Annotated in this window: 33 protein-coding genes; 21 read left to right on the top strand and 12 right to left on the bottom strand. The window is 59.9% G+C overall.

Annotation, left to right across the window (positions count from 1 at the left end):
• The 11 genes from rplX to map all read left to right on the top strand — a co-directional run bounded on the left by rplX (window position 1) and on the right by map (window position 6831).
• On the top strand, window positions 1–360 hold the full coding sequence (rplX, locus tag ACIQH5_RS03945; protein ID WP_062073171.1) for a 50S ribosomal protein L24: 360 nt from the start codon (window positions 1–3) through the stop codon (window positions 358–360).
• Window positions 360–938, top strand: a complete 579-nt coding sequence (gene rplE / locus ACIQH5_RS03940; RefSeq protein ID WP_011775585.1) for a 50S ribosomal protein L5 — start codon at window positions 360–362, stop codon at window positions 936–938. Before rplX ends, rplE begins: the two co-directional genes overlap by 1 nt.
• A 78-nt stretch (window positions 939–1016) precedes the next feature.
• Window positions 1017–1415, top strand: a complete 399-nt coding sequence (gene rpsH / locus ACIQH5_RS03935) for a 30S ribosomal protein S8 (RefSeq protein ID WP_400400474.1) — start codon at window positions 1017–1019, stop codon at window positions 1413–1415.
• Window positions 1416–1433: 18 nt separating this feature from the next.
• Window positions 1434–1970 (top strand): 50S ribosomal protein L6, encoded by a 537-nt coding sequence (gene rplF / locus ACIQH5_RS03930; protein ID WP_011775583.1) that lies wholly within the window; start codon window positions 1434–1436, stop codon window positions 1968–1970.
• Window positions 1971–1973: 3 nt separating this feature from the next.
• Window positions 1974–2357, top strand: coding sequence for a 50S ribosomal protein L18 (gene rplR, locus ACIQH5_RS03925; RefSeq protein WP_062073165.1), 384 nt, complete (start codon window positions 1974–1976; stop codon window positions 2355–2357).
• 29 nt (window positions 2358–2386) lie between these two features.
• Window positions 2387–3058, top strand: coding sequence for a 30S ribosomal protein S5 (gene rpsE / locus ACIQH5_RS03920; protein ID WP_011775581.1), 672 nt, complete (start codon window positions 2387–2389; stop codon window positions 3056–3058).
• A gap of 2 nt (window positions 3059–3060) precedes the next feature.
• Window positions 3061–3267 (top strand): 50S ribosomal protein L30, encoded by a 207-nt coding sequence (gene rpmD, locus ACIQH5_RS03915; RefSeq protein WP_011775580.1) that lies wholly within the window; start codon window positions 3061–3063, stop codon window positions 3265–3267.
• Window positions 3267–3749 carry a 50S ribosomal protein L15 gene (gene rplO, locus ACIQH5_RS03910; RefSeq protein ID WP_400400469.1) on the top strand — a complete coding sequence of 161 codons (483 nt, stop codon included), beginning with the start codon at window positions 3267–3269 and terminating at the stop codon, window positions 3747–3749. Before rpmD ends, rplO begins: the two co-directional genes overlap by 1 nt.
• A gap of 184 nt (window positions 3750–3933) precedes the next feature.
• Window positions 3934–5244 (top strand): preprotein translocase subunit SecY, encoded by a 1311-nt coding sequence (gene secY / locus ACIQH5_RS03905; protein WP_400400467.1) that lies wholly within the window; start codon window positions 3934–3936, stop codon window positions 5242–5244.
• Between the two features lie 5 nt (window positions 5245–5249).
• Window positions 5250–5819, top strand: a complete 570-nt coding sequence (locus tag ACIQH5_RS03900; RefSeq protein WP_178997654.1) for an adenylate kinase — start codon at window positions 5250–5252, stop codon at window positions 5817–5819.
• 184 nt (window positions 5820–6003) lie between these two features.
• Window positions 6004–6831, top strand: coding sequence for a type I methionyl aminopeptidase (gene map, locus ACIQH5_RS03895; protein ID WP_400400464.1), 828 nt, complete (start codon window positions 6004–6006; stop codon window positions 6829–6831).
• Window positions 6832–6892: 61 nt separating this feature from the next.
• On the opposite strand, the gene ACIQH5_RS03890 is transcribed toward map, so the two are convergent.
• Genes ACIQH5_RS03890 through ACIQH5_RS03880 form a run of 3 tightly spaced genes read right to left on the bottom strand, consistent with a single transcriptional unit; the run spans window position 6893 to window position 10195 of the window.
• Entirely contained in the window at window positions 6893–8239 is a 1347-nt protein-coding gene (locus ACIQH5_RS03890) for an ABC transporter substrate-binding protein (RefSeq protein WP_400400462.1), read from the bottom strand.
• A 52-nt stretch (window positions 8240–8291) separates the two neighbouring features.
• Entirely contained in the window at window positions 8292–9212 is a 921-nt protein-coding gene (locus tag ACIQH5_RS03885; RefSeq protein WP_400400459.1) for a carbohydrate ABC transporter permease, read from the bottom strand.
• Window positions 9209–10195 (bottom strand): carbohydrate ABC transporter permease, encoded by a 987-nt coding sequence (locus ACIQH5_RS03880; protein ID WP_400400456.1) that lies wholly within the window; start codon window positions 10193–10195, stop codon window positions 9209–9211. The genes ACIQH5_RS03885 and ACIQH5_RS03880 overlap by 4 nt, the downstream gene beginning before the upstream one ends.
• A gap of 336 nt (window positions 10196–10531) precedes the next feature.
• Between ACIQH5_RS03880 and ACIQH5_RS03875 the strand changes: the two genes are divergently transcribed.
• The 8 genes from ACIQH5_RS03875 (at window position 10532) to truA (ending at window position 15822) form a co-directional block, all read left to right on the top strand.
• Window positions 10532–11482: a P1 family peptidase gene (locus ACIQH5_RS03875; protein ID WP_400400453.1), complete on the top strand. Its 951-nt coding sequence runs from the start codon at window positions 10532–10534 to the stop codon at window positions 11480–11482.
• Between the two features lie 195 nt (window positions 11483–11677).
• Window positions 11678–11899: a translation initiation factor IF-1 gene (gene infA, locus ACIQH5_RS03870; protein WP_011775571.1), complete on the top strand. Its 222-nt coding sequence runs from the start codon at window positions 11678–11680 to the stop codon at window positions 11897–11899.
• 72 nt (window positions 11900–11971) lie between these two features.
• A complete protein-coding gene (rpmJ, locus tag ACIQH5_RS03865) occupies window positions 11972–12085 on the top strand; it encodes a 50S ribosomal protein L36 (protein WP_011775570.1) in 114 nt (37 codons plus the stop codon).
• 196 nt (window positions 12086–12281) lie between these two features.
• Window positions 12282–12659, top strand: coding sequence for a 30S ribosomal protein S13 (gene rpsM / locus ACIQH5_RS03860; protein ID WP_011775569.1), 378 nt, complete (start codon window positions 12282–12284; stop codon window positions 12657–12659).
• A 51-nt stretch (window positions 12660–12710) separates the two neighbouring features.
• Window positions 12711–13112 (top strand): 30S ribosomal protein S11, encoded by a 402-nt coding sequence (rpsK, locus tag ACIQH5_RS03855; protein WP_014922380.1) that lies wholly within the window; start codon window positions 12711–12713, stop codon window positions 13110–13112.
• A 149-nt stretch (window positions 13113–13261) separates the two neighbouring features.
• On the top strand, window positions 13262–14272 hold the full coding sequence (locus ACIQH5_RS03850; RefSeq protein WP_011775567.1) for a DNA-directed RNA polymerase subunit alpha: 1011 nt from the start codon (window positions 13262–13264) through the stop codon (window positions 14270–14272).
• Between the two features lie 66 nt (window positions 14273–14338).
• A complete protein-coding gene (gene rplQ / locus ACIQH5_RS03845; RefSeq protein WP_024817574.1) occupies window positions 14339–14899 on the top strand; it encodes a 50S ribosomal protein L17 in 561 nt (186 codons plus the stop codon).
• 32 nt (window positions 14900–14931) lie between these two features.
• Window positions 14932–15822 (top strand): tRNA pseudouridine(38-40) synthase TruA, encoded by an 891-nt coding sequence (gene truA, locus ACIQH5_RS03840; RefSeq protein ID WP_400400451.1) that lies wholly within the window; start codon window positions 14932–14934, stop codon window positions 15820–15822.
• A gap of 126 nt (window positions 15823–15948) precedes the next feature.
• Here truA and ACIQH5_RS03835 read toward each other — a convergent pair whose 3' ends face one another.
• The 9 genes from ACIQH5_RS03835 to ACIQH5_RS03795 all read right to left on the bottom strand — a co-directional run bounded on the left by ACIQH5_RS03835 (window position 15949) and on the right by ACIQH5_RS03795 (window position 23990).
• Window positions 15949–16839, bottom strand: coding sequence for a type II secretion system F family protein (locus ACIQH5_RS03835; protein WP_400400449.1), 891 nt, complete (start codon window positions 16837–16839; stop codon window positions 15949–15951).
• Window positions 16840–16848: 9 nt separating this feature from the next.
• Window positions 16849–17799 carry a type II secretion system F family protein gene (locus tag ACIQH5_RS03830; RefSeq protein ID WP_400400446.1) on the bottom strand — a complete coding sequence of 317 codons (951 nt, stop codon included), beginning with the start codon at window positions 17797–17799 and terminating at the stop codon, window positions 16849–16851.
• Window positions 17796–19238 carry a CpaF family protein gene (locus tag ACIQH5_RS03825; RefSeq protein WP_400400443.1) on the bottom strand — a complete coding sequence of 481 codons (1443 nt, stop codon included), beginning with the start codon at window positions 19236–19238 and terminating at the stop codon, window positions 17796–17798. The genes ACIQH5_RS03830 and ACIQH5_RS03825 overlap by 4 nt, the downstream gene beginning before the upstream one ends.
• On the bottom strand, window positions 19235–20431 hold the full coding sequence (locus tag ACIQH5_RS03820) for a CpaE family protein (RefSeq protein WP_400400441.1): 1197 nt from the start codon (window positions 20429–20431) through the stop codon (window positions 19235–19237). The genes ACIQH5_RS03825 and ACIQH5_RS03820 overlap by 4 nt, the downstream gene beginning before the upstream one ends.
• Complete coding sequence (cpaB, locus tag ACIQH5_RS03815) at window positions 20428–21174, bottom strand: Flp pilus assembly protein CpaB (protein WP_400400438.1); 747 nt, start codon at window positions 21172–21174, stop codon at window positions 20428–20430. The genes ACIQH5_RS03820 and cpaB overlap by 4 nt, the downstream gene beginning before the upstream one ends.
• Before the next feature lie 46 nt (window positions 21175–21220).
• Complete coding sequence (locus tag ACIQH5_RS03810; protein WP_400400435.1) at window positions 21221–22285, bottom strand: pilus assembly protein TadG-related protein; 1065 nt, start codon at window positions 22283–22285, stop codon at window positions 21221–21223.
• The gene (locus ACIQH5_RS03805) at window positions 22273–22647 is read right to left on the bottom strand and encodes a TadE family protein (RefSeq protein WP_400400432.1); all 375 of its coding nucleotides are present in this window, start codon (window positions 22645–22647) and stop codon (window positions 22273–22275) included. Before ACIQH5_RS03805 ends, ACIQH5_RS03810 begins: the two co-directional genes overlap by 13 nt.
• A gap of 171 nt (window positions 22648–22818) precedes the next feature.
• Window positions 22819–23013 carry a Flp family type IVb pilin gene (locus tag ACIQH5_RS03800; protein WP_400400430.1) on the bottom strand — a complete coding sequence of 65 codons (195 nt, stop codon included), beginning with the start codon at window positions 23011–23013 and terminating at the stop codon, window positions 22819–22821.
• Window positions 23014–23345: 332 nt separating this feature from the next.
• The gene (locus tag ACIQH5_RS03795) at window positions 23346–23990 is read right to left on the bottom strand and encodes a prepilin peptidase (protein WP_400400428.1); all 645 of its coding nucleotides are present in this window, start codon (window positions 23988–23990) and stop codon (window positions 23346–23348) included.
• A 287-nt stretch (window positions 23991–24277) separates the two neighbouring features.
• Here ACIQH5_RS03795 and rplM point away from each other — a divergent pair, with 287 nt between their 5' ends.
• Together rplM and rpsI are read left to right on the top strand one after the other, a co-directional pair.
• A complete protein-coding gene (gene rplM, locus ACIQH5_RS03790) occupies window positions 24278–24721 on the top strand; it encodes a 50S ribosomal protein L13 (RefSeq protein ID WP_011775554.1) in 444 nt (147 codons plus the stop codon).
• 39 nt (window positions 24722–24760) lie between these two features.
• Window positions 24761–25267 carry a 30S ribosomal protein S9 gene (gene rpsI / locus ACIQH5_RS03785; protein ID WP_017200290.1) on the top strand — a complete coding sequence of 169 codons (507 nt, stop codon included), beginning with the start codon at window positions 24761–24763 and terminating at the stop codon, window positions 25265–25267.
• The last annotated feature ends 162 nt before the right edge of the window (window positions 25268–25429 follow it).

Genomic DNA, 25429 nt, shown 5'->3' with positions numbered 1-25429 from the left:
ATGGCTAAGATCAAGAAGGGTGACCTCGTTCAGGTCATCACCGGCGCCAAGCAGGAACGTGGCGGCGACCGCGGCAAGCAGGGCAAGGTCCTGCGCGTATTCCCGGACACCAACCGCGTGCTGGTAGAGGGAATCAACCGCGTCACCAAGCACACCAAGGTCGGTCAGTCGCAGCGCGGCACCAAGACCGGTGGCATCGAGGTTGTTGAAGCCCCGATCCACGTTTCCAACGTTGCTTTGGTTGACCCGTCGACCAAGAAGCCGACCCGTGTTGGTTTCCGTCTCGACACCGTTGAGAAGGATGGCGCTACCAAGACCGTCCGTATCCGCGTGTCCAAGGCCACCGGGAAGGACATCTAATGACTGAGACTCTCGAGACTCCAGTAAAGATCGTTCCGCGTCTGAAGACGAAGTACGCAGAGACCATCAAAAAGTCCCTGCAGGACGAATTCAGCTACGCGAACGTCAACCAGGTTCCCCGCCTGGTCAAGGTTGTAGTGAACATGGGTGTTGGAGATGCCGCCAAGGACTCCAAGCTGATCGACGGCGCCGTCCGCGACCTCACCCTGATCACCGGCCAGAAGCCGCAGGTAACCAAGGCCCGCAAGTCGATCGCACAGTTCAAGCTGCGTGAAGGCATGCCCATCGGTGCACACGCAACTCTGCGTGGAGACCGCATGTGGGAATTCGTGGACCGTCTGGTTTCGCTGGCACTGCCGCGTATCCGCGACTTCCGCGGCCTCAACGGCAAGCAGTTCGACGGTAACGGTAACTACACCTTCGGTCTGACCGAGCAGGTTATGTTCCACGAAATCGATCAGGATTCCATCGACCGCGTTCGCGGTATGGACATCACGGTCGTCACCACCGCCAAGACCGATGACGAAGGCCGCGCGCTGCTCAAGGCGCTTGGTTTCCCGTTCAAGACCGAAAACTAACTACGTGACAGGTCCGACCGCGCATGCTCCTAGGAGCGGGCGCAGCGGAAACCGGTACGAGGAAGGGCTATAGCCCAAATGACTATGACAGATCCTGTCGCAGACATGCTCACGCGTCTGCGCAATGCAAACTCGGCATACCACGACACCGTGTCCATGCCGTACAGCAAACTGAAGGCACGCGTTGCTGACATCCTGAAGGCAGAAGGCTACATTGCCGGCTGGAAGGAAGAAGACGCCGTGGTTGGAAAGAAGCTGACCATCGACCTGAAGTTCGGTCCGAACCGCGAGCGTTCCATCGCTGGCGTCCGCCGCATCTCCAAGCCGGGCCTCCGCGTTTACGCGAAGTCCACCAACCTGCCGCACGTGCTGGGTGGCCTGGGTATCGCAATCCTGTCCACCTCTTCCGGCCTCCTGACTGACAAGCAGGCCGGCAAGAAGGGCGTGGGCGGCGAAGTCCTCGCGTACGTCTGGTAACGGGAAAGGAAGAGAATAATGTCACGTATTGGACGTCTCCCCATCACCGTTCCTGCCGGAGTTGAGGTCAAGCTCGATGGCTCCGTCATCAGCGTCAAAGGTGCCAAAGGCGAGCTGAGCCACACTGTGGCCAGCCCGATCGAGGTTACCCAGGAAGAAAACACTCTCACGGTCACCCGCCCGAACGACGAGCGCAACTCGCGTTCGCTGCACGGCCTGACCCGCACCCTGATCGCCAACATGATCCAGGGCGTTACCGAGGGCTACGAGAAGAAGCTTGAAATCGTTGGTACTGGTTACCGCGTTCAGGCCAAGGGTTCTGACCTGGAGTTCGCTCTGGGCTACAGTCACCCTGTCAACGTCTCTGCACCCGAAGGCATCACCTTCGTAGTAGAGGGTCCGACCAAGCTCTCTGTTGCGGGTATCAACAAGCAGCAGGTCGGCGAGGTTGCTGCCAACATTCGCAAGCTGCGCAAGCCTGACCCCTACAAGGGCAAGGGTGTCCGTTACGCCGGCGAAGTCATCCGCCGCAAGGTCGGAAAGGCTGGTAAGTAAACCATGGCCATCGCAATTAACAAGAAGCGTTCGAACAAGAGCAAGTCTGCTGCACGCAGCCGTCGCCAGCTTCGTATCCGCAAGCGCATCACCGGTACGGCTGTACGTCCTCGTCTGGTCGTCAACCGTTCGGCACGTCACGTATTCGTCCAGGTTGTCGATGACAGCAAGGGTGTAACCGTGGCTTACGCTTCCACCCTGGAAGCTGACCTCCGCGCATTTGACGGAGACAAGACTGCCAAGGCCAAGCGCGTCGGCGAGCTCGTTGCCAAGCGTGCCCAGGCTGCAGGCGTCGAAGCTGTTGTCTTCGACCGTGGCGGTAACAAGTACCACGGCCGCATCGCCGCCGTCGCTGACGGTGCTCGCGAAGGTGGGCTGGCACTGTGACCGTTGAAAATAACGAAAAGGACATTCAGGTGACTGAAGCTGTAGCTGCTGAAGCAACTGAGACCGCACCCGCTACCGATGACCGCCGCGGCGGACGTCGTGGCGAGCGCGGCGACCGTGGCCAGGGCCGCGGCGACCGTGGTGGCCGTGGTGGCCGCGACGGCGGTCGTGAGGCTGAGAAGAGCCAGTTCGTAGAGCGCGTTGTCACCATCAACCGCGTTGCCAAGGTCGTCAAGGGTGGTCGTCGCTTCAGCTTCACCGCTCTCGTCGTCGTCGGTGACGGCAACGGTATGGTCGGCGTTGGCTACGGCAAGGCCAAGGAAGTTCCCGCGGCTATCGCAAAGGGCGTTGAAGAGGCCAAGAAGTCCTTCTTCCGCGTTCCCCGCGTTGGCAGCACCATCCCGCACCGTGTGCAGGGTGAGGCCGCTGCAGGTGTAGTCCTGCTGCGTCCGGCTTCCGCCGGTACCGGTGTTATTGCCGGTGGTCCGGTCCGCGCGGTATTGGAGTGCGTGGGTATCCACGACATCCTCTCCAAGTCGCTCGGTTCCTCAAACGCGATCAACATCGTTCACGCGACTGTTGCCGCTCTGAAGCAGCTCGAAGAGCCCGCTTCCGTGGCTGCCCGCCGTGGCCTGCCGCTGGACGAGGTTGCTCCTGCTGCTCTGGTGCGCGCGCTCCAGAACCAGAAGGCAGGTGTTTAGTCATGGCTAAGAACCTGACTCCCTCCGACGCCAAGTTGGAGATCACCCAGATCAAGGGCGTCATTGGCGCCAAGCAGAACCAGAAGGCTACCCTTCGGTCCCTCGGCCTCAAGCGCATCGGACACACTGTTGTCCGCAACGCTGACGCCGTGACCGTTGGCATGCTGAACACGGTTCCGCACCTCGTGAATGTAGAGGAGGCGAAGTAATGGCAGAGAACAAGACCGCCGAAGAGACTGCTGAGAAGCAGCACGCTCTGAAGGTCCACCACCTGCGCCCCGCCCCGGGTGCCAAGACCGCCAAGACCCGTGTTGGTCGTGGTGAAGGCTCCAAGGGTAAGACTGCTGGTCGCGGTACCAAGGGTACGAAGGCCCGTTACCAGGTAAAGGCTGGCTTTGCCGGCGGCCAGCTGCCGCTGCACATGCGCCTGCCGAAGCTGCGCGGCTTCAAGAACCCGTTCCGGGTTGAGTTCCAGGTTGTTAACCTGGAGAAGCTCAACGAGCTGTTCCCGGAAGGTGGCGTTGTCACCGTGGAGTCCTTGGTTGAGAAGGGTGCCGTTCGCAAGAACCAGCCCGTGAAGGTGCTGGGCACCGGCGACATCACCGTCAAGGTTGACGTCACGGTCCACGCTTTCTCTTCCAGTGCTGCGGAAAAGATTGCTGCAGCAGGCGGAAGCACCACTGCTCTCTAAGAGCCAGTGGGGCAAAAGCCCGTTGTAAAAAGATCCCGGTATGCGGGGCTTCGGCCTCGTATACCGGGATTTTTTGCGTGATTGTGGACTCTCGATTATTCCGACGGCGTCACAAGCGGTTAGACTCGGTTGTTGGGTTTCATTGATCCATCCACATCCTTGTACTTTCTACTCAGGAGGACGCTTGCTAAGCGCATTCGGCCGGGCGTTTCGGACGCCTGATTTGCGACGCAAGTTGTTGTTCACGCTGGGAATCATCACAATCTTCCGCTTGGGAGCTTTCATCCCCTCGCCTGGTGTGAACTACCAGAATGTCCAGCAATGCTTGAACACCGGTGACACCTCGCAGGGCATCTACCAGCTGGTGAACTTGTTCAGCGGCGGCGCGTTGCTGCAGGTTTCAGTGTTTGCCTTGGGCATCATGCCCTACATCACTGCGAGCATCATCGTGCAGCTGCTCCGGGTGGTCATTCCCCGGTTCCAGCAGCTCTACGAAGAGGGCTCCTCCGGTCAGTCAAAGTTGACGCAGTACACCCGGTACCTCACTATCGCCCTCGGTCTGCTGAACGCCACCACTCTGGTGTCTCTTGCCCGATCCGGTCAGCTGCTCCCTGGCTGCAACTTGCCCATCATTCCTGATGAAAGCATCATCACCACCATCCTCATCATCATCACGTTGACGGCCGGCACCGGCCTCATCATGTGGATGGGCGAACTGGTCACCGAAAAGGGTGTTGGCAACGGAATGTCGCTGCTGATTTTCACCTCCATCGCCGCAAGCTTCCCCGGCTCGCTGGGCTCCATCTGGGAGTCCAAGGGCCCTGGCACCTTCTTCACAGTCCTTGCGGTCGGCCTGCTCACGGTGGCCCTGGTGGTGTTCGTGGAGCAGTCTCAGCGTCGTGTTCCCGTTCAGTACGCCAAGCGGATGATCGGACGCCGCACAGTGGGCGGCACCAGCACGTACATCCCCATCAAGGTGAACATGGCCGGCGTCGTGCCTGTCATCTTCGCTTCCTCCATGCTTTACCTGCCCGGGCTGATTTCGCAGTTCAACCAGCCGGCGCCAGGGGAGCAGATGGCTCCGTGGGTTGAGTGGATCAACAACAACCTCACCCGTGGCGACCACCCCATCTACATGGCGCTGTACTTCGCCATGATTGTGTTCTTCACCTACTTCTACGTTGCCATCACCTTCAACCCTGAAGAAGTGTCTGACAACATGAAGAAGTACGGCGGGTTTATTCCGGGCATCCGGGCGGGTAAACCGACCGCGGACTACCTGCAGTACGTGCTTTCCAGGATCACCTTGCCTGGAGCCCTTTACCTGGGCTTCGTGGCGTTGATTCCTTTGGTTGCACTCGTCCTGATCAACGCCAACCAGAACTTCCCGTTCGGCGGCACGTCTATTTTGATCATGGTGGGTGTTGGCCTGGAAACCGTCAAGCAGATTGATGCGCAGCTACAACAACGTCACTACGAAGGGCTTTTGCGATGACGAGAATGCTGATCATTGGACCTCCCGGTTCGGGCAAGGGTACGCAGGCTGAGCGGATTTCCGAGCGCCTCGGCGTAGTCGCCATCTCCACCGGCGACATCTTCCGTGCCAACGTCAAGGGCGAAACCCCTTTGGGCATCGAAGCCAAGAAGTACATGGACGCCGGTGACTTTGTTCCGGACAGCGTCACGAACGATATGGTCCGGGATCGCCTGAGCCAGAGCGATGTGGAAAACGGCTTCCTCCTGGATGGCTACCCGCGCACCACCGCGCAGGTGGATTACCTTGACCAGATCCTCGCTGAGGGCGAGCAGGAGCTCGACGTCGTGCTCCAGCTCACCGCTGACGACGAAGAACTGGTGACCCGCCTTCTTGGCCGTGCCAAGGAAACGGGCCGCTCGGATGACAACGAAACCGTCATCCGCCACCGCCTGGACCTCTACCACGAGCAGACCGAGGCGGTTGTGGCCAAATACGCCGAGCGTGGCATCCTCACGCAGGTTGATGGCATCGGTGGTATCGATGAAGTTACCGACCGCGTGCTGACGGCGATCGAGTCGGCCAAGGCTGTTTAGTTTGTTCTCCACATAGCCGGTAGCCCGGCGCTGGAGTGAGGGGTGTGTCCCGTACTGTGAGTGCGGGACACACCCTTTTCCTTTTCCACCCTGCAGTTCAATTTCGGCCACGCTCCCCGGTACGGGAAAATGGTTGAAGCAAGAGGCCTGATCGGCCTCTACAGCAAACCTTCCAGAGGAGATCATGGCGTTCGGTCAGCCCCGCATTGAATACAAAACCAACGAGCAGATGCGCATCATGCACCAGGCCGGACTTGTCCTGAGCCGTGCACTCGACGCTGCCGTTGCCGCGGCCAAACCGGGCGTCACCACCAAGGACCTGGACGACGTCTTCGCCGCGGTCCTCAATGATGCCGGGGCGAAGTCGAACTTCCTCGGATATCACGGCTTCCCGGCCACCATCTGCACCTCGGTCAATGAGGAAGTGGTTCACGGGATCCCGGGGAGCAAGCTTCTCCAAGATGGCGACATCATCTCCATTGACGGCGGCTGCATCGTTGACGGTTGGCATTCCGACTCCGCCAGGACCGTGATCGTCGGTACCGCTGATCCGGAAGACCAGCGGCTCTCCGATGTCACCGAGGCAGCTATGTGGCGCGGTATCGCTGCCCTGGCCACCGGCAAGTATGTAGGAGACATCGGAAACGCCATTGACGACTACGTATCTTCCGTACAAGGAAAACCCTTGGGCATCCTGGAGGACTACGTGGGCCACGGCATTGGCTCAGAGATGCACATGGCGCCGGACGTTTTGAACTACCGGACCGGTCACCGCGGACCCAAGATCCGGCCCGGCCTGTGCCTGGCCATTGAACCCATGCTGGTTCGTGGTGACATCGAGACCGCAACCCTCGACGACGACTGGACTGTGGTGACCACCGACGGCAAGCGTTCCTGCCAGTGGGAGCACTCGGTGGCTGTGCATGACAAGGGCATCTGGGTCCTGTCCGCCGCTGATGGCGGAGCCGCGCAATTGGTGCCGCTCGGCGTCGTGCCCGTCCCCATTCCGTAACACCCCGCAGGAGAAGAGCCGGGCTGCAAACGCAGCCCGGCTCTTCCTTGTTCTGAAGCGGTTATGCCTTCAGCTTGGGCTTGACGTCCTTGGTGTAGATACCCTCGAGCGTCTTCTTGAGATCGGTCATGGTTGCCTGGACATCGCCTTGTTGCGTGAGGATCTTGGCCGCTGCCTTGGCCATCTCCTGATCCGCGCCCGGCAGGAACACCCGGGCATTGTCCTGGACCTTGGTTGCAGCGAGCTGGTCCATGGCGGTCTTGATCTGCTGTGTTGCCGCAAGGACCGCCGACATGTCCGCGGAGAGCCTGGTGGGCATGTAGCCGGTGGCGGCTGAGAAAGCGGCAGTGTTCTCCGGTTCCGTCATGAACTTGAGGAACGTTGCCGCAGCCAACTGCTCCTCCTTGCTGATGCCGCTGGGAATGCCCAGGCCAGCGCCGCCAGTGGGGCAGACGCCGCTGGGTGCCTCCGGGCCGCCGGGCAGGAACCCGACGCCCACGTTGAACTTGGCTGCTTTCAGAACACCGAGCAGGGAGCCTGTGGAGGAAATGGTGGACGAGGTGATCCCTGCGGCGAAGTCATCCGCTGCTTCCTTGGAGGAGACACCCGCCCAACCGTCCTTATAGATGGAGTCCTGGGCCCACTGCAGAGCAGCTACGGACTGGGCTGAATCGCAGGTGATGTCCCAGTCCTTGGACCAGCTGCCGCCCCAGCCCCACAAGTTGTTCTGGAGGGTCCAGCCTGCGTAGCCCGCGAGGGCAGGGTAGATGTACGCGTACTGGGCACCCGAGGTGGCTTTCAGTTTGGGAGCCCACTCCGCGAATTCCTGCCAGGTTGCCGGTGCACGATCCGGAAGTCCGGCGGCCTTGAAATGATCCTTGTTGTAGTAGAACAACGGCGTGGAGCGACCATAGGGGAGGGCCCACTGCTTGTTGTCGTACTTGTAGTCGTCCACCAGGGATTTCTGGAAGTCGTCGATCTTGATGTCCAGCTGCTTCACCAAACCATCGAGGGGGATGATGCTGCCATTGGAGAAGTAGCGGAACCACCAAACGTCGGAAAGAACTACCAGCCCGGGCAGGCCGGTCTTGGCTGCTTGTGAGGTTTGGAATTTCTGTGCGATCTCTTCATAGTTGGCGCCGGCCGTTACCAGGTTGACCTTGATGTCGGGGAACTTGGCATGGAACTTCTCAATGATCGCCTTCTCCACGTCCTGCGACTTACCGGGGTGGTTAGTCCAGAAATCGATGGACGCGGCGGGCTTCACACCGTTGAAATCGATGGTTGCGGTGTCGACGGCGTCTGCCGTGCCCGCCGTCGACGGGCCGCCGCATGCGGCGAGGGCCGCGGCTCCGGCTCCGAGGCCTGCCAGCCCCAGGAAATGGCGGCGGTCAAGGTTGCTGCGCATGGTGTTTCCTCTCAATACGTTACTTCGATGCGAATGGTGCGGTTGGAGAAATTCAGCCGGTGACACTGCCCTGTGTCAGCCCGGCGACGATGTAGCGCTGGAGCGCTGCGAAGACCAGCAGGATGGGAACGATCACCAATACCGCTCCGGCCATGAGGATTCCCCAGCCTGCGCCGTTGCTCTCGGAATTCTGCAGCAGGGTCAAGCCCACGGGGAGCGTCATGGTTTCGGGGCGGTCAGTGATGATGAGCGGCCAAATGTAGTCATTCCACTCGCTGACCACGGTCACGAGCGCCACGGTGGCGATGGACGGGACCGAGACCGGCACGATGATCTGCCACAAGCGCCGCCAGTGGCCTGCACCGTCGATTTCGGCTGCCTCCAGAATCGAGGGAGGCAGTGTCAGGAAGTGTTGCCGCAGCAGGAAGGTGCCAAACGCCGTACCGAGGCCTGGAAGGATGATGCCCCACAAGGTGTTCTTGCCACCCATACCTGCGATCAGGATGTAATTGGGCAGAATGGACACCTGTGCGGGAACCATGAGTGCCACCAGGATCAGTACAAAGATCACGTTCTTGAACGGGAAGCGGACAAACACCAGCGCGTACGCCGTCAGGATCGCCAGAATCACCTTGATGGTGGAACCCACCGCTGTAACGATCAGGCTGTTGGCGAAGAACTGGGCGAACGGAACCGTGGTCATCGCTGTGGCGTAGTTCTCCAGGTTCAAGGACTCGGGCAGGATCTTCAGATCCATGGTGACGATCTCGCCGGGTTGCTTGAACGAACTCAGCAACATCCAGAGCAACGGCAGGAAGACCACAAGCGTTGCAAGAATCAACGGCAGGTAGCCGGTGGCCACCGTCCGGATGAGGTTGGCTTTGGAGAAAGGTCGCGGCGGTTCTTCCCGGGCAGCTAATTGCGCATTCCCTTTTAGGGAATCAACGACGACGGCGGGTGTGGGCCCGCTCATGAGTAGTGGACCTTTCGCTCAACGAACCGCAGTTGAAGAACAGTAATGATGAGCAGGATCGCGAAGAGAACCACCGAGATCGCGGCTGAGTAGCCTGCCCGGTTGTACGCGCCGAACGCCTGCAAGTACGCCTCATAGATCAAGGTGCTGGTGCCGTTCCCCAAGGGGGTCATGATGCGGATGAGGTCAAATGCCTGCAATGAACTCAGCATGGTGGTGATCAGCAGGAAGAACGTGGTGGGGGAAAGCAGCGGTACGGAGATGTTGAAAAACCTCCGTGCACCGTTGGCCCCATCCAGCGCCGCAGCTTCCATGACGTCGCGGGGGAGTGACTGGAGGCCGGCCAAGTAGACCACAGCGCAGTAGCCCAAGTTCTTCCAGACGTACACGATGATCACCATGACCAACGAGAGCTGGGGATCGTTGATCCACTGAGGACTCTGCTGGCCAAAGCCGCGCAGGATCCACGCCAGCACCCCGTAGCCGGGATCGAAAATGAACAGCCACACCAAGCCAACGCCCACACCGGACAGCACATACGGTGCGAAGACAGCAGACCGGGCAAACGTGGTGCCGCGGACCTTTGAATTCAGGGCAAGGGCAACCAAGAGGCCCAGGACCATGGAACCACCCACCGTCACCAGCGTGAAGATTGCTGTGGTCCCAAGGACCGTGGACGCGTCTTCACTGGTAAAGAACGTGACGTAGTTCTGCAGCCCCACCACTGTGGCCGAAGCCGAACCGAGGGTCCAATCCAAGGTGGAGTAGTAGATGTTGTTGATCAGCGGCCAATAGGTGAACGTGCCGATCAGCACGAGGTTGGGCAGGGCCATGGCCAGGAACACCAGAAATTCCCGGCGGCTGCGGGCGGACCAGCGCTTTCCAGCCTGACCTGGGCTGGCTGCTCTGACGGGTGGAACCGGAGGCTCGGCCGGCTGGTCTGCAGGCGCAGCACTGCTGCTGTGAATCTGTCGGGTAGTCATGAGTCACTAACGGTTTCGGGCGAATGTGGGGCGCCAGCTCCCGGACCGGGGCGGCGAAGACAGGCCTAGCTCACCACACCGAAAGCCCGCGTTTGGGCCAAAATGGGGGGGCGTATCGATAGTTGGCTTACACTTCCAAGCCCGTTTACTCGGCGTTACTCGCGTGTTCGTATTTGAGGCTTGGCTCCCACTTCTCGCAGTACTTTCCCGCGCTGGCGATGCCAGCCGGGGCGCAACCCTCGGCGCGCTCGGTCGTGCCTGCCTTAGACGCGCGCTGCCGGGTCACGCCCCCGGCCGCCCTTCAGGGCGCGCAGTGTGACAGTGGAGAATGGAGCCATGAATTCGATCACCGATGTTGCTGGCATACGGGTTGGGCATGTGCAGAGGGTGGGGGAGGGGTGGTTGTCCGGGGTGACCGTTGTGCTTCCTCCGCCCGGGACTGTGGGGTCTGTTGATGTGCGCGGGGGTGGGCCCGGGACGCACGAGACTGATGCCCTGGATCCGACGACGTTGGTTTCGACTGTGGATGCCGTGGTGTTGGCCGGGGGTAGCGCCTTTGGGTTGGCGTCGGCGACGGGTGCTCAGTTGTGGTGTGAGGAGCAGGGGCGGGGTTTTGCTGTTCCGGGGACGGTGGTGCCCATTGTGCCGGCGGCGGCCATCTTCGACCTTGGGCGGGGTGGCGATGTCAAAGCTCGACCCGACGCCGACATGGGCTACCAGGCTGCTGCTGCAGCCTTCGCCTCAGGCGACCATGCCGCCGTCGAGCGCGGAAACGTTGGTGCCGGAACCGGCGCTGTAGTTGCACGCGGACACTACAAGGGCGGGTTAGGTACTTCTTCCATCACTCTTGATGGCGGGGTGATTGTGGGGGCCCTTGCCGTGGTGAACGCGCTTGGAACGCCAGTGTTCAGCGGGTCGGGGCCACAAAAATCTGCGGGCCTGGCCGTTCCGCCGCAGGGGCTGAACACGACGCTCGTGGTGATCGCCACTAACGCTGTCTTGGATGTCGCTGAGTGCAAGCGGACGGCATCTGCCGGGCATGCGGGGTTGGCTCGGGCCTTGGATCCGTCCCACACCCTTGCGGACGGCGATACCGTGTTCGCCTTGGCGACCGGCGCCGTCGAGCTTGACCGCAGTACCGAACAGGCACGCCAAGTCTCACTGATAACGCTCCAAAGTGCTGCGGCGGAAGCCGCTCGGCTGGCCATTCTGGATGGTGTCATGGCGGCCGAAAGCGTCTCGACGGCGGCAGGCGACTTCCCGGCTTATCGGCCAGCGGGGGAGTGACGGCTGGAGATGGGTGCGCTACCATAGACGGATTTAACTTTCCGGCCTCATTGGCGTAGAGTTATTTGTTGGTTGTCTCTGCAGCCACGCCCTTTTTAGTGTCGTGGTTCCAAGAGAACCAAGCAAACAAAAAACGTCCGCTGGATCTTCGGTGCCTAACTGAAGGACGGTGGCAAACAACAGTTAGCGGAGGATATGGCCAAGAAGGACGGGGTCATTGAGATCGAGGGCGTTGTGACTGAGGCGCTGCCCAATGCGATGTTTCGCGTTGAGCTCACCAATAAGCACGTCGTTCTCGCACACATCTCTGGGAAGATGCGACAGCACTACATTCGAATCCTCCCCGAGGACCGGGTAGTGGTTGAGCTGAGCCCATACGACCTCACACGTGGTCGTATCGTCTACCGCTACAAGTAAATTGCTGGGCGGCAAGGCAATAGTGCCTAAGCCGCTCCAGCAGATCAACTGCAAAACACGCAAAGGAACGCCATGAAGGTCAAGCCGAGCGTCAAGCAGATCTGCGACAAGTGCAAAGTGATCCGCCGTAACGGCCGGGTCATGGTGATCTGCGAGAACCCGCGCCACAAGCAGCGCCAGGGCTAATTCCCCCTTCGGGAATCAGTGTCCGCAAGGACAAACCTGGGCTGCTAGCCCACGCAAGTAAATAAAGGCAGCACAAGCTGTGCCAGGACTGCAGTACAGAGCCTGGTCAGCGAACCCCCGGTCGGAGGCTGGGGCCACACTGAACGTGTGGGTGTACTGCCTACGACCTCCGGTTTATTCAAGGAGTACTGCCACTATGGCTCGTCTCGCTGGCGTAGACATTCCCCGCGAAAAGCGGTTGGAAATTGCGCTTACTTACATCTACGGCGTGGGCAAGACCCGTGCACACGAAACCCTGGCTGCCACCGGCATCAGCGCTGACGTTCGCGTCAAGGACCTGACTGACGCCGAGCTGGTCCAGCTGCGTGACTACATTGAAGGCAACTACAAGGTTGAGGGTGACCTTCGCCGCGAGGTAGCCGCTGACATCCGCCGCAAGGTAGAGATCGGCAGCTACGAAGGCCTGCGCCACCGCAAGGGCCTGCCCGTACGCGGACAGCGTACGAAGACCAACGCTCGTACCCGTAAGGGCCCGAAGCGCACCGTCGCTGGCAAGAAGAAGGCTGGACGTTAATCCCTCGGGATTAATCCGGTTTTCCCCCGATAACTTTCTGTAGGAGAAACAATGCCCCCGAAGACTCGTGGAGCGGTTCGTAAGCCGCGTCGCAAGGATAAGAAGAATATTGCGCTTGGCCAGGCGCACATCAAGAGCACCTTTAACAACACCATCGTGTCCATCACGGACCCGAACGGTGCTGTAATCTCATGGGCTTCCGCCGGTGAGGTTGGCTTCAAGGGCTCCCGTAAGTCCACCCCGTTCGCTGCCCAGATGGCTGCCGAAGCTGCTGCAAAGCGCGCTCAGGAGCACGGTCTGCGCAAGGTTGACGTATTCGTCAAGGGCCCGGGATCCGGACGCGAAACCGCAATCCGTTCGCTTCAGGCTGCTGGCCTCGAGGTTGGCTCCATCCAGGACGTCACCCCCAGCGCCCACAACGGTTGCCGCCCGCCGAAGCGCCGCCGCGTCTAATTAGGTCTTCCCCGCCTGACCGGCCGGGCCTGCTATGGATGGTTTCGATCATCCATCAGCATGGCCCGGCTGGTCAGGCTGGAAACCGAAGCCGATTTCCACCACCTGTGTTGCGTCATATAGCGGATGCTCGCCGAAAGGAAACCTAAGTGCTCATTGCACAGCGCCCCACCCTGTCTGAAGAAGTTGTATCCGAGAACCGCTCCCGTTTCATCATTGAACCGCTGGAGCCGGGCTTCGGCTACACCCTCGGAAACTCCCTCCGCCGTACCCTGCTCTCCTCCATCCCCGGTGCCGCTGTAACCAGCATCCGGATCGATGGCGTGCTGCACGAGTTCACCACGGTTCCGGGTGTCAAGGAAGATGTCACCGAGATCATCCTGAACATCAAGAACCTTTCGGTTTCCTCCGAGCACGATGAGCCGGTTGTTGCTTACCTGCGCAAGCAGGGCCCCGGAGTCGTCACCGCCGCGGACATCGCTCCTCCGGCCGGCGTCGAATTCCACAACCCGGATCTGCACATTGCCACTCTGAACTCGAAGGGCAAGTTCGAACTCGAACTGACCATCGAGCGCGGCCGTGGCTACGTTTCGGCAGCTCAGAACAAGTCCGGCGACTCCGAGATCGGCCGTATCCCGGTCGACTCGATCTACTCGCCGGTCATGAAGGTAACTTTCCGCGTGGAAGCTACCCGTGTTGAGCAGCGCACTGACTTCGACAAGCTCATTGTCGACGTCGAGACCAAGCAGGCCATCGCCCCGCGCGATGCTGTTGCTTCCGCAGGCACCACCTTGGTGGAACTGTTCGGTCTGGCTCGTGAGCTGAACACCGCAGCTGAAGGTATCGAGATTGGCCCGTCGCCGACGGACGCTGCCCTGGCAGCGGACATGGCTCTGCCGATCGAGGATCTGGACCTCACCGTCCGTTCCTACAACTGCCTCAAGCGTGAGGGCATCCACACCGTGGGTGAACTCGTTGCCCGCTCCGAGGCTGACCTGATGGACATTCGTAACTTCGGTGCGAAGTCCATTGACGAGGTCAAGGCAAAGCTCGTGGAACTGGGTCTGTCCCTCAAGGACTCCCCTCCCGGTTTCGATCTCGCAGCCCGCGCCGCAGCCATCGAAGAGGACGACGCCGCGTTCAGCGACGACGAGCTCTAAACAGCAGATCTTGGCCGCCGGGTCCAGCAATGGACCTGATCGGCTTACATAACAGGAGAAATAACTATGCCTACCCCCACTAAGGGTCCGCGCCTCGGAGGCGGCCCGGCTCACGAGCGCCTGATGCTCGCGAACCTGGCAGCTGCTCTCTTTGAGCACAAGCGCATCACCACCACGGTCACCAAGGCCAAGCGCCTCAAGCCGTACGCAGAGCGTCTGGTCACCTTCGCCAAGCGTGGCGACCTCGCTTCGCGCCGCCGCGTTCTCGGCCTGATCAGCGACAAGGGCGTTGTCCACGAGCTGTTCACCGACATCGCCGGCGCTGTTGCTAACCGCGATGGTGGCTACACCCGCATCACCAAGATCGGCAACCGCAAGGGCGACAACGCTCCCATGGCTGTCATCGAGCTCGTTCTCGAGCCGGTTTCCCCGAAGCAGGCCGTTGTTGCTGAAGCAACCGCTGCCGCTGCCAAGGCTGCTCCGGCTGCCGAGGAAGAGGTCGTTGAGACCGAAGCCGTAGAGACCGAAGCCGCTGAAACCGAAGAGGCTCCGGCCGCTGAGGCAGAAGCTGCTGAAGCTGAAGCTGCTGAGACCGAAGAGGCTCCGGCCGCTGAGGACAAGAAGTAATTCACTGAATTCTTCACAGTAGACTTAAGTCTATGAACGAACGAAAACCCGCTGCCCCCGTTATGGGGGGCGGCGGGTTTTTGCGTGTCCGGCTTGATCTTTCGTACGACGGCGGTCCGTTCAGCGGATGGGCCCTGCAGCCAGGTCTTCGGACGGTACAAGGATCCCTTGAAGAGGCTTTGGCGCTTCTTCTGCAGCGGCCCGTTCGTGTCACGGTTGCCGGCCGGACGGACGCGGGTGTCCACGCCCGGGGCCAGGTGGTCCATATGGACCTGACCGAGAACGAGTGGTTGTCGATGCCACGTGGGCACGAACTCGATCCCGGCGTCGCGCTTTTGCGGCGGCTCCGCGGCGCTTTGAGCCGCATCCTCGGCGACCTGACCGGTGCCATGGAAGTGCACGACGCCGGCCTGGCACCGGAAGGTTTCGACGCCCGTTTTTCAGCGTTGTGGCGTAGGTACAGTTACCGGATTGCAGACGGTGCCGAACGTTGGGACCCGGTGCTGCGTGGCATCACGTTATGGCACAAGTCTCCCTTGGACGTGTCTCTCATGAATGAGGGTGCTTCGGCGTTGCTGGGGCTCCAGGACTTCCGTTCCTACTGCAAGCCGCGTGAAGGCGCCACCACCATACGCGAGCTGCAGAAGTTTGCCTTTGAGCGTGCAAGCGACGACGTCATAGTTGTCACCGTTCAGGCTGATGCGTTCTGCCACAACATGGTGCGGTCCTTGGTTGGTTCCGCAGTGCGAGTGGGGGAGGGGCTGGAAACCCCGGCATGGCTGTACGCGCGACTTCTGGAACGGAGACGTGATGCCAAGTCCGTGCTCTCCGCCCCGCATCCGTTAGTGCTGGAGGAAGTTGCTTATCCGTCCGATGCCGAGATGCTGGCGCGGGCCGAGCTGACGCGGGCGCGGCGGGAGTAGCCGTCTATTCTTCGTCCAGGACGTGGGAGGACCCCCTCCCGGCTCTGGGTACCGGAAGGGGGCCGTTGTGGCACTCCGTGGTCTGGGATCCGCGAAGTGCCGGTCTAGGGCAGAAACAACTGAGATCTAAAGGCCGCCGGCCAAGTTGTTCATCACATTGATGACGGCCGGTCCCATGATGACGATGAAAAGCACCGGCAGGATGCACATCATCAATGGGAAAAGGACTTTCACCGGCAGTTTCATCGCCTGTTCTTCAGCCCTTTGGCGGCGTTTGATACGCATTTGCTTGGCTTGCGTTCGCAGGACATTGGCGATTGCGATCCCATAGGTGTCTGCTTGGACTACGGCCCCAACGAATGCCCTGAGGTCATGGACATCCACACGTTCGGCCAGAGCAATGTAGGCTTCCTTGCGGCTGCGTCCCGCCTGCATGTCCTGCAGTGTGCGGAGCATTTCCATGGCCAAGGGGCCTGAGCCGTTCTGGCCGGCTCTGGCCATGGCCCCTTCAAATCCAAGACCGGCCTCAACGGAGATCAGCATCTGGTCCAGGGTGTTGGGTAGTTCGGTCTGGATTGCCTTTTGCCGTTCGGCAGCACGTCCGTGAATAAGCAGGTCAGGGATGAAGTACACCAGCAACACAGCGGCGAGGTATAACAGGAAACCCTGACCGGAGGGGGCCCTCAGGAAGAACAGAAGTCCCACCACCCCTGCAGCTAGGGCCAACGCCGGCTTCAGGACCAGGAGGCGTCCCAGGGGCATACCCGCCGGTCGGCCCAGCTTGGCCAGCAGTTTGTCCAGCCAGAGGGTGTAGGACTTGGGGGTGAGCTTGGCACCCAGCCGGTGCAAATTGTATGTTGGCCCCTGGCTTCCGCCCGCAGTGGATAATCCGGCGCTTCGACTCAAATTGGCGCGAACAGTCGCGAGGCCAGCGCGATCCACCGAAATGAAAGCCCAGGCCATTAAGGCAACCGGGACTACAATCAACGCGACTGCCGCCCATGCAACGACATTCATGGTCACTCCCTAGAACTTGATCTTGACGACGCGACTGAGCCAGAACGAACCAACGAGAAGAAGCACTACGGCCACCACAAGCATGATCCAACCCACAGGGTTGCTGAAAAGTGGCTGAATGTAGCTTCCGTTGAAGACGCTGAGGTACAGAAACATGCCGGTTGGGAGAGCTATCAGCACATAAGCGGAAAGCCGCCCTTCTGCGCTGAGTGCCCGTACTTGGCCTTTAATCTGTGCTCTCTCACGGATAGTTTCAGCCACATGGTCCAGTACCTCAGCCAAGTCGCCGCCCACTTCACGGTGAATTTCGACAGCCTGTGTGGTCCATAGGAAGTCCTCGCTATGCAGACGCGACGCCGCGTCCAGAAGCGCGTCCCGGAGATCGCGTCCCAAACGCACTTCTCCAACGATTCTGGCGAATTCTTCCCTGGTGGGTGACTGTGCCTCTTGGGCTACAGCGTCAATAGCTCGCAGCAAGCTATGGCCAGCGCGCATGCTGCCGGAGAGCATTTGCAGAGTGTCACCCAGCTGGGCTTCGAACCGACCCCGACGGCGGGAAGTCTTAATACCCAAAATCATCCGTGAGCCGACCGGAACCAGGATTCCGAACAGAATAGCTACCAGAAGACCGCCGAGGATGAACCCCACCACAGCGCCGGTGAATGTAGCGCAGATGACCAGGAGTACATAGTCCGCGGGCCGCATCCGGGAACCGGCCTGCTCAAGGAGAAGCTTGGTTCCGGACGCCCTGCTGGCCGAAACCGAGCCGTCTACCAAGGCGACAGCTGAATTTGTCACTCGGGTCAGCACTGAATCGTGAGGCCTGGCGTTTGGACGCCGCCGTGACAATGCGATTGCAGAGTTTCTCGACTGGGGGATGAGGAATAGTCCGATTGCCAAGGCGGCAATTCCGAGGATTACCCCGCCGATGAGCAGCAGGGGGCTGGTTGCTGTAATCATCGCTGCCCACCGCCAGCGGCCATCGTTCCAAAGACGGCCGGCGAAATGTGAATGCCCAGGTCTGCAAAGTGGTCCACAAACCGTGGTCGCACTCCGGTAGGAACGGGTTTTCCAAGGAACCGCCCATTGGCGTCCATTCCGGCGGAGTAGTCGAAGATGAAGGCGTCCTGCAGGGTCACCACATCGCCTTCCATACCCTGGACCTCCGTTATGTGCGTGATGCGACGGGTTCCGTCCCGCAGGCGCGAAATCTGAACCACCAAATTTACTGCGGACGAGATCTGCTCCCGGATGGCGCGGAGCGGCAAGTCCATACCAGCCATGAGCACCAGCGTTTCCAGGCGTGCGATGGCATCACGTGGCGAATTCGCGTGCACGGTGGAAATCGAGCCATCGTGGCCGGTGTTCATGGCCTGCAACATGTCCAAGGCTTCACCGCCGCGAACCTCGCCCACCACAATCCGGTCCGGGCGCATACGCAGGGAATTGCGTACAAGATCGCGGATGGCTATCTCGCCCTTTCCTTCGATGTTGCTAGGGCGGCTCTCCAAACGGACCACGTGTGCCTGTTGGAGTTGCAGCTCCACTGCGTCCTCGATGGTCACGATGCGTTCATCTGGTGGGAGAAACGACGAAAGGACATTCAGCAGCGTGGTCTTGCCCGTCCCTGTACCGCCCGAGACGATGATGTTCATCCTCGCCTGAACACATGCGTGCAGTAGTTCACTGATCTCGGGACTCATGGTCCCCAGCTGAACGAGGTTCTGGGCGGTCAAGGGAACGCGTCCGAACTTTCGTATGGTCAGGGACGAGCCGTTGACCGCGAGTGGCGGGATTATGGCGTTGACGCGGGAACCGTCAGAAAGCCTGGCATCCACAAGCGGGGAGGATTCGTCGATCCGGCGGCCAACTCTGGAGACGATCCGTTCGATGATTTTCCGAAGATGTTCTTCGGATGTAAAGCGAACATTGGTCAAGTGAAGCTTTCCAGCGATCTCCACATACACGTGGTCGAAACCGTTCACCATGATCTCCGTGACGTCTACATCGTCGAGGAAACGCTGTAGTGGCCCCAGACCTAGAACGTCGTCAGCGATTTCCTGGACCAGCCGTTGTCTTTCCTGGGACGTCAGCGGAATGTCGTCTTCGTCAATGACGGCGCGCAGTTCCTCTTTAACGTAGCGATGGAGCTCCGCCTCATCGAGTGTGGTGTCTGAAATTCGGGAACCTATGCGATCAAACAACGCTGTACTGGTGCGATCCTTGACTGCCGACAACGCTTGACTGGAGTCTTCGGTGGTACCTTCCGCCCGCGTTGAATCGGCGATGTAGTCCGGAGTGTGGTTTGCTGGCCCTGCCCACGGGTCTCCCAGCACGGAGGTCCCCGGATTTTCAGCTTCCAATCCACGGACTGCTTGAAGTCGTTTTGCGAGGTTCACTTCACTACCGCCCTTCGGTGCAGTTGCTTGTGTGGGCGCTCTTCCCAGCCGGGCTTGAATCGCTCGATAAGTTGCCGGAGACCACGGAGTGTCACGTCTTTTGCTCCGTCCTGGAGGACAGGAATACCGCGATTGGTGGAGTAGGGGAGCGACCGCGAACGCGGCAAGGTGACGTCCACAGGGCAACCAATGGTTGCTTCCACGTCCATCAAGGTGAGCCCGCTCCGTTTGTCAGCAAAGTTGAGGACTACGTGGCGGCGTTCCGGAACCAATCCAATTTCATCCAGGATCTCGAGTCCGTTCCGCAAACCCCTGATGCTGGGAATGTCCATTCCACAGACCCAAACGACGTCGGAAGCACGTTCGAGGGTGGCCAGAACATGCTCACCAAGACCCGGCGCGGTATCCACAATCACGTAATCGAATTCCCTGGCCAGTTGCTCAAGGAGTTGCCCCACCTGTTCCGCGGAAATCTGCTCGATCTGAGACGGGTTGCGGGGTGCGCAGAGGGCATAGATCCCCGCGGGATGGACGGAGAGATATGACTTCAGCACCATGCTGTCCTGGACCGCCGCGCCGGTAACTGCATCCGCGATTGTCTTATCCGGGTCTATGAGGAGACCCGACGCGACGTCGCCGAACTGTAGATCCAAATCAGCGATGACTACCCTCATGGGAGAGGTACGTCCCAACCCAATAGCGAGGTTGGTTGAAATGGTCGTCTTGCCGACGCCTCCCTTAGGCGACATAACGGCGATAATCCGCCCTCCCTGTGGACCAGCGTCCACTTGGGCACCCAAGCCCCTGCGACGCCCGGCAGCTGCGAGGCTGGCACGCTCCAACAGCGCTCGAATGGTGCCCGAATCCGCGGAAGGCTCCAACAAGTCACGGATGCCTGCGCGCATTGCCGGTAGTGCGACTTGCGCTGCATCAGTGGATGCGAGCACTACGCTGATCTCCGGATACTGAAGGTCGAATAGGCTTGCCAGGCGGATTGCGTCCTCGGACTCCAGCCCGGGACCCAGAATAAGGACTTCCAGCAGTTGCCCGGACAACACCCGGAGGACGTCGTCCGGGCCCTGCGGCAGGTAGTCGGCAATGATGGACTGTACGTCGCCGTGCATGCCGGTTGCGGCGTGGCGGACGCGCTTTTCGAACTCAACGTCAGCGGTGATGACTAGAAAGCGGCTCATTGGAGTACCTCTGCCTTCTTGATAGTGACGCGCGCACTTTCCTGGGCTTCTGCAGGTTCTTTGGTTAGCCAGATGTCCCCGTACTTGGCTCCGTAAACAATCTTGGTGGCGTCCACATCGCTACGGGCAAGCGTCACAATGAAGGAGCCCTCCGGCAGTTGCGTATTTGCCTGTTCAGAGCTTGCCTGTGCGGTATTCGAGTTCTTGGCTGTGGCCCGCTGGACGCTGGTGACAAGCACTTTGTGGAACACGAGTTGCGCTGAAGCCTCACTTTCGGTCTGCCCGGACTCGCCCAGCAGCACCATCACGCCTACGGTGTCGCCAGCAGCCAATCGGCCGCCCACCACACGCTGCGCATCAAGTTGAACTGAAACTTCCTGAAGACCATCGGGCACCGGGACGGATCCCGGAGCCGCCAAACTGTTGGGATCCACCAGGCGGTTTCCCAGCAAGGCTTCACCGGGCATGAGCTCTATTCCGGCAACTTTGCCTTCCATCCCGGACAGACTCTTGAGTGCTCCGTTGGGAACGGAGGCCGCCGGTAGCGAAGTGAGCTTGACCGCTGACTTGATCTGCTGGAGATCCGAGCCCTCGGGAACTTGATTCTGGATAACGAGGACGTCAACGGGCTGGAGGTCTTTCTGCGCCCGCGCATCCGCTGCTTGAACATATGTGACCAGTAGCAGAGTGCCGACTATTGCCAGCACTACTGCGACTATGCCTCCCAGTAGGCGAGTTTTCACTGACTTTCTCCTTTAGTGCAATGGAGTTTTCTCCCAGATTGAATTACTACTCGGTGAGTTGGACGCCCAGGGCGCCGTACGTGGTGGGGCCGCCCAGAGTTGCGGCCTCCGTCAGACTTACTTTCTTAATGAATGTGCCGTACAAACCGGTGTCGCTGTTTTTGAGTCCCAAGGACTTCTGAAGTGCAGATGCCTCGGACATCATGTAGGTGGGGCCGCCACCCGTAAGATGCCATCCCTTGAGGGATATCTGTGCAAAGGCCTCAATCTTGAAGGACTTCTTGTAGGGCGAGGACGCACAGGGATTGGTTCCCGTTCCCTTTTTCACGGGGCAGGCCGTTTCAAAAATGGGAATCAGAAGTTCAACTGACTTGCCGGCTTTGAGCTTGGTCTCCCAGGAGGCGAAGGCAGAGCTGCACGTGGAATCGAAGTCGTTGCCCTCATTGGCTTCGACCCACGGTGAATCGACGTCGATGTGGACAGTGCATGTTGTGCCCGGATGCTTCAGCCATCCGAATCCACCCGGCAACTCAAAGCCGGAAGAGGACTGATGCGCACATGCGTAATCCGGATCATCGGACAACTTAGTCCCGTGGACGGGGAAAAACTGAAGGCCTTTAGTGAAACCCGGATCCGACTCACACTGTGAGAACGTCAGCGGGATTGCATCGGTGGCCGAAAAACCCCCGAACTTGGCCTGGGCTGAGGCCTGAATGTTTGCCGTCTGAACACCCAGAGCCCGCGCGAACACCAAGCTGAAGTGGTTATCACCGGAAGTATTGCGGGATTGGGTGGTGACATTCACTGTTCCGGTGCCCAGGTTTACTATAGCCACGGGTGCATTGCTGACTCCGTCGAGGGCGTTCATGCCGGCCAAAGAGGATGCTGCGGAGCCAGGTGCAGCACAATCGGCGGAAGCCGCATTCTGACCGCATGCCTGTGCGATGCCTATGGCGGATGCGTCCGCCCCGTTTTGAAGCTGGGCGTGCTCGGAATACATCATGGCAACGTCAACAGCGAATGCTGTCATGCCAAGCAGCGCTACCATCAGCATGGCCGTCATGGGAGCAACAGCCCCGCGTTCCGGATTATCGCGCTTTAACCTCCGCATCGCATGACTCCTGTCCCTGAGACATCCAGCTCGGCCGGCATTCCAGGCACGAGCCCGGGAAAGCCGGTCATCCACGGAGTGCTGTAGGCGATGCTGACCTCTACGTTGCACGGACTGGTGCCTGATGAAGTGATGGTGATGTCACCGGGATCGAGGTCCACGGAGGGTGCAGCAGCCACGCCGGCAGCTTGGGCTTCGCCCACGGCATAGCCGGACTCTGACTGATGGATTGCGGCGTAGCGTGCTGCTTCGCGGGCGGCTTCCGACAAAGAAATCTGGATGTTGAAAGCCCTGCCGAACTCGAAGATGCCGAGGACCAGCACGAGGAATATCGGCAGCACGAGTGCGAATTCGACAGCCACGGCGCCAGCTTGGCTGTTTGCGGTAGAGCGCCGCCGACTGCGGAGCCACCTGCTCTTCATAGCTTTGGATTTCATAGCAACTCCCAGAAAACGAGTCCGGGCCGGCTGCAGCCGATGAGAGCATCGGGGCAGCCGACCCGGTAATCGAAGTGAAGCCGGCCTGGTCCTGGGCTACGGCAGTGCGGTTGTGACAGTCGTGAAGCCCCGAAGGACGTCTTGACCCAAAGTCAGCACCGTGCCGACGATGACGGCGGCGATGAGGGCCACCAGCAGTCCGTATTCAACGGCCGTTGCACCCTTCTCCTCGGTGAAGCGGTCCTTGACGCCGGCGATGAATGAAATAACGGAAACCATGAGAGATGACATTGGAAAATCCTTCCCAGAATTAATGTGGCAAATGTTGAATATCAGGGCGGCAAATTATCTAAATTCGCCCGATTTCCAAACTGCCCTCTTGAAGTCTTTAGCGGTTCGGAATTCGATGACATAAGAATTCACCCTGACATGCCTGCCCAACAATGCGTATTTGTACTCGAATTCAAGTCAGGGGTAGCACGTAGCCACGCGGGAGTGGGCCGGTTGGTACTCAGCTGCTGAGGGCGGGGAGGCCGAAATCTACTTGGTTTTAACAGCAGCCTTATATTTCGAGGCGCGGCAAGGAGATTCCAAGGGCTTGGTAAGTGCGTACTAGCCCTGGGTTAGTTCATGACCAGGATGATGCCAACTGCCGCAACGAGCATGGCGGGTCCGTGCGCCGTTTCTGCAGGCTTTTCCACGGGTCGCAGGCGCAACATCAGCAGCGTGAGCACCCCGCCCACCACGAATCCCAGCAGTCCCCCGAGGACTACTTGCTGCCAACCTAAGTACCCCAAGTACAGTCCGAGCGGTGCTGCGAGCTTCACATCGCCCATTCCGAGGCTTCTTGGCGAAATAAGTTTGAGAATGACGTAGCTCGCGAACAGGATCACCCCGCCGGCGAGGCCGCGGAAGAGGTCCGGCCAGCCCGGTGCGAGAGCCGCGGACCAGGAAAGAAGCGCTAAGCCACCACCCAGTAGCAGCAACACAATGCGGTTGGGGAGCAAATGCAACGTGAAATCGATCCGCGAAAGTTGCACGCCAAGTAATGCCAGTAAAAGGAAGGCGGGCAATTCCGCTGAAAAACCGACCCGCCAGGCAAGCAAGCCAAAAAGCAGCGCGGTGACAGCCGCCGTCGTGATCCGAACCTTAGGTGCAGGGGTGCTGCCGAGACGCGGCAGTGTCCTTGCGATGAGCCACTCGCATGCTGGACTCAGCAGTAGTCCCGCGAGGGCAATAAGGAGTGGAAAGACGAGGCCGTCGGTCATATGCTGCCCTCTCTGCGGATCGCTAGCCCTATGGTCGGTTACCCCATTTTGACCCGGACGCCCTAGTGACGGTATTGTTTAGAGTCGTTGTGCGTGTCCTATCTCGATGACACATGCCTTACGGGGGATCCAGTTGCAGGATCGCTAACTCCTGAGGCATTTCGAGATCCTGGGATAACTGGTACATAGAGCCCTCACCTCTGCTCCGGTAGCGCATACATAGTAGGTACACGCCTTATTGCGTGCCGCCTAAAACATGAACGCCAGAACAAGAACGAGGCAAAACCGTGCGTACGTACACCCCGAAGCCCGGCGATATCAACCGCCAGTGGCACGTCATTGACGCCACCGACGTTGTCCTTGGTCGTCTTGCCAGCCAGACCGCAACACTGCTGCGCGGAAAGCACAAGCCGACCTTTGCGTCCCACATGGACATGGGCGACTTCGTCATCATCATCAACGCTGAAAAGGTTGCCCTCACCGGCGCCAAGCTGGAGCAGAAGCGCGCATACCGCCACTCCGGTTACCCGGGCGGCCTGACCTCCGTCAACTACGCCGAGCTGTTGGAATCCAACCCGGTTCGCGCTGTTGAGAAGGCCATCAAGGGCATGCTCCCCAAGAACTCCCTCGCCGCTCAGCAGCTGGGCAAGCTCAAGGTCTACGCAGGCCCGGAGCACCCCCACGCTGCACAGCAGCCGAAGACTTTCGAAATCACCCAGGTCGCCCAGTAGTCCTGGCCACCAACTAAACTTTTTATTACAAGGAGAACCGTGGCTCAGAACGAAGAACTGACCGCCGAAGCCGTCGAGGCTGAGGAAACACTCACCAGCTACACCTCTGAAAGCACATCTGGTGAAGATGCGCCGAAGAAGGAGCGCCCGGCACTGACCGTTGCCGGCGCAGCTGTTGGCCGCCGCAAGGAAGCCGTTGCACGCGTTCGCGTTGTGCCGGGCTCCGGCAAGTGGACCATCAACGGCCGCACGCTGGACAACTACTTCCCGAACAAGCTGCACCAGCAGGACGTCAACGAGCCCTTCAAGATCCTTGATCTTGAAGGCGCCTACGACGTCATCGCCCGTATCCACGGCGGTGGCATCTCAGGCCAGGCCGGTGCGCTGCGCCTCGGTGTTGCTCGCTCGCTGAACGAGATCGACGTCGACAACAACCGCGCCACCCTCAAGAAGGCCGGTTACTTGAGCCGTGACGCCCGCGTCATCGAGCGCAAGAAGGCTGGTCTCAAGAAGGCACGTAAGGCTCAGCAGTACTCCAAGCGTTAATTCGCTTCGCCCCTTCGCTGGGGTATCGGAAGCCCGTTCCGCCATGTGGCGGGGCGGGCTTTCGTCGTTTCAGAACCCATTTGAAGAGTCAAGGGCGACGGGTGGATGTGACCCTCCGAAGCGCCTTGGACCAGTGGTGTCCTGACGTCGTCTAAACTTGAC

The sequence above is a fragment of the Paenarthrobacter sp. NPDC091711 genome, assembly GCF_044756605.1.
In the GTDB taxonomy this organism is placed as follows: domain Bacteria; phylum Actinomycetota; class Actinomycetes; order Actinomycetales; family Micrococcaceae; genus Arthrobacter.
Note: the sequence above shows the minus strand (reverse complement) of the source record. Positions and strands in the feature narration are given on the sequence as shown.

What these genes read in the sequence shown, in the direction of transcription:
- rplE (WP_011775585.1), top strand. Translation starts at nt 360, where the DNA reads ATGACTGAGACTCTCGAGACTCCAGTAAAGATCGTTCCGCGTCTGAAG.
- rpsM (WP_011775569.1), top strand. Translation starts at nt 12,282, where the DNA reads ATGGCTCGTCTCGCTGGCGTAGACATTCCCCGCGAAAAGCGGTTGGAA.
- ACIQH5_RS03810 (WP_400400435.1), bottom strand. Translation starts at nt 22,285, where the DNA reads ATGCGGAGGTTAAAGCGCGATAATCCGGAACGCGGGGCTGTTGCTCCC.
- ACIQH5_RS03830 (WP_400400446.1), bottom strand. Translation starts at nt 17,799, where the DNA reads ATGATTACAGCAACCAGCCCCCTGCTGCTCATCGGCGGGGTAATCCTC.
- rplF (WP_011775583.1), top strand. Translation starts at nt 1,434, where the DNA reads ATGTCACGTATTGGACGTCTCCCCATCACCGTTCCTGCCGGAGTTGAG.
- ACIQH5_RS03835 (WP_400400449.1), bottom strand. Translation starts at nt 16,839, where the DNA reads ATGAATGTCGTTGCATGGGCGGCAGTCGCGTTGATTGTAGTCCCGGTT.
- rplQ (WP_024817574.1), top strand. Translation starts at nt 14,339, where the DNA reads ATGCCTACCCCCACTAAGGGTCCGCGCCTCGGAGGCGGCCCGGCTCAC.
- rpsK (WP_014922380.1), top strand. Translation starts at nt 12,711, where the DNA reads ATGCCCCCGAAGACTCGTGGAGCGGTTCGTAAGCCGCGTCGCAAGGAT.
- rplX (WP_062073171.1), top strand. Translation starts at nt 1, where the DNA reads ATGGCTAAGATCAAGAAGGGTGACCTCGTTCAGGTCATCACCGGCGCC.
- rplR (WP_062073165.1), top strand. Translation starts at nt 1,974, where the DNA reads ATGGCCATCGCAATTAACAAGAAGCGTTCGAACAAGAGCAAGTCTGCT.
- truA (WP_400400451.1), top strand. Translation starts at nt 14,932, where the DNA reads ATGAACGAACGAAAACCCGCTGCCCCCGTTATGGGGGGCGGCGGGTTT.
- ACIQH5_RS03875 (WP_400400453.1), top strand. Translation starts at nt 10,532, where the DNA reads ATGAATTCGATCACCGATGTTGCTGGCATACGGGTTGGGCATGTGCAG.
- ACIQH5_RS03795 (WP_400400428.1), bottom strand. Translation starts at nt 23,990, where the DNA reads ATGACCGACGGCCTCGTCTTTCCACTCCTTATTGCCCTCGCGGGACTA.
- ACIQH5_RS03890 (WP_400400462.1), bottom strand. Translation starts at nt 8,239, where the DNA reads ATGCGCAGCAACCTTGACCGCCGCCATTTCCTGGGGCTGGCAGGCCTC.
- ACIQH5_RS03885 (WP_400400459.1), bottom strand. Translation starts at nt 9,212, where the DNA reads ATGAGCGGGCCCACACCCGCCGTCGTCGTTGATTCCCTAAAAGGGAAT.
- rpmD (WP_011775580.1), top strand. Translation starts at nt 3,061, where the DNA reads ATGGCTAAGAACCTGACTCCCTCCGACGCCAAGTTGGAGATCACCCAG.
- ACIQH5_RS03800 (WP_400400430.1), bottom strand. Translation starts at nt 23,013, where the DNA reads ATGTCATCTCTCATGGTTTCCGTTATTTCATTCATCGCCGGCGTCAAG.
- map (WP_400400464.1), top strand. Translation starts at nt 6,004, where the DNA reads ATGGCGTTCGGTCAGCCCCGCATTGAATACAAAACCAACGAGCAGATG.
- rpsH (WP_400400474.1), top strand. Translation starts at nt 1,017, where the DNA reads ATGACTATGACAGATCCTGTCGCAGACATGCTCACGCGTCTGCGCAAT.
- infA (WP_011775571.1), top strand. Translation starts at nt 11,678, where the DNA reads ATGGCCAAGAAGGACGGGGTCATTGAGATCGAGGGCGTTGTGACTGAG.
- ACIQH5_RS03880 (WP_400400456.1), bottom strand. Translation starts at nt 10,195, where the DNA reads ATGACTACCCGACAGATTCACAGCAGCAGTGCTGCGCCTGCAGACCAG.
- rpmJ (WP_011775570.1), top strand. Translation starts at nt 11,972, where the DNA reads ATGAAGGTCAAGCCGAGCGTCAAGCAGATCTGCGACAAGTGCAAAGTG.
- rplO (WP_400400469.1), top strand. Translation starts at nt 3,267, where the DNA reads ATGGCAGAGAACAAGACCGCCGAAGAGACTGCTGAGAAGCAGCACGCT.
- ACIQH5_RS03900 (WP_178997654.1), top strand. Translation starts at nt 5,250, where the DNA reads ATGCTGATCATTGGACCTCCCGGTTCGGGCAAGGGTACGCAGGCTGAG.
- ACIQH5_RS03820 (WP_400400441.1), bottom strand. Translation starts at nt 20,431, where the DNA reads ATGAGCCGCTTTCTAGTCATCACCGCTGACGTTGAGTTCGAAAAGCGC.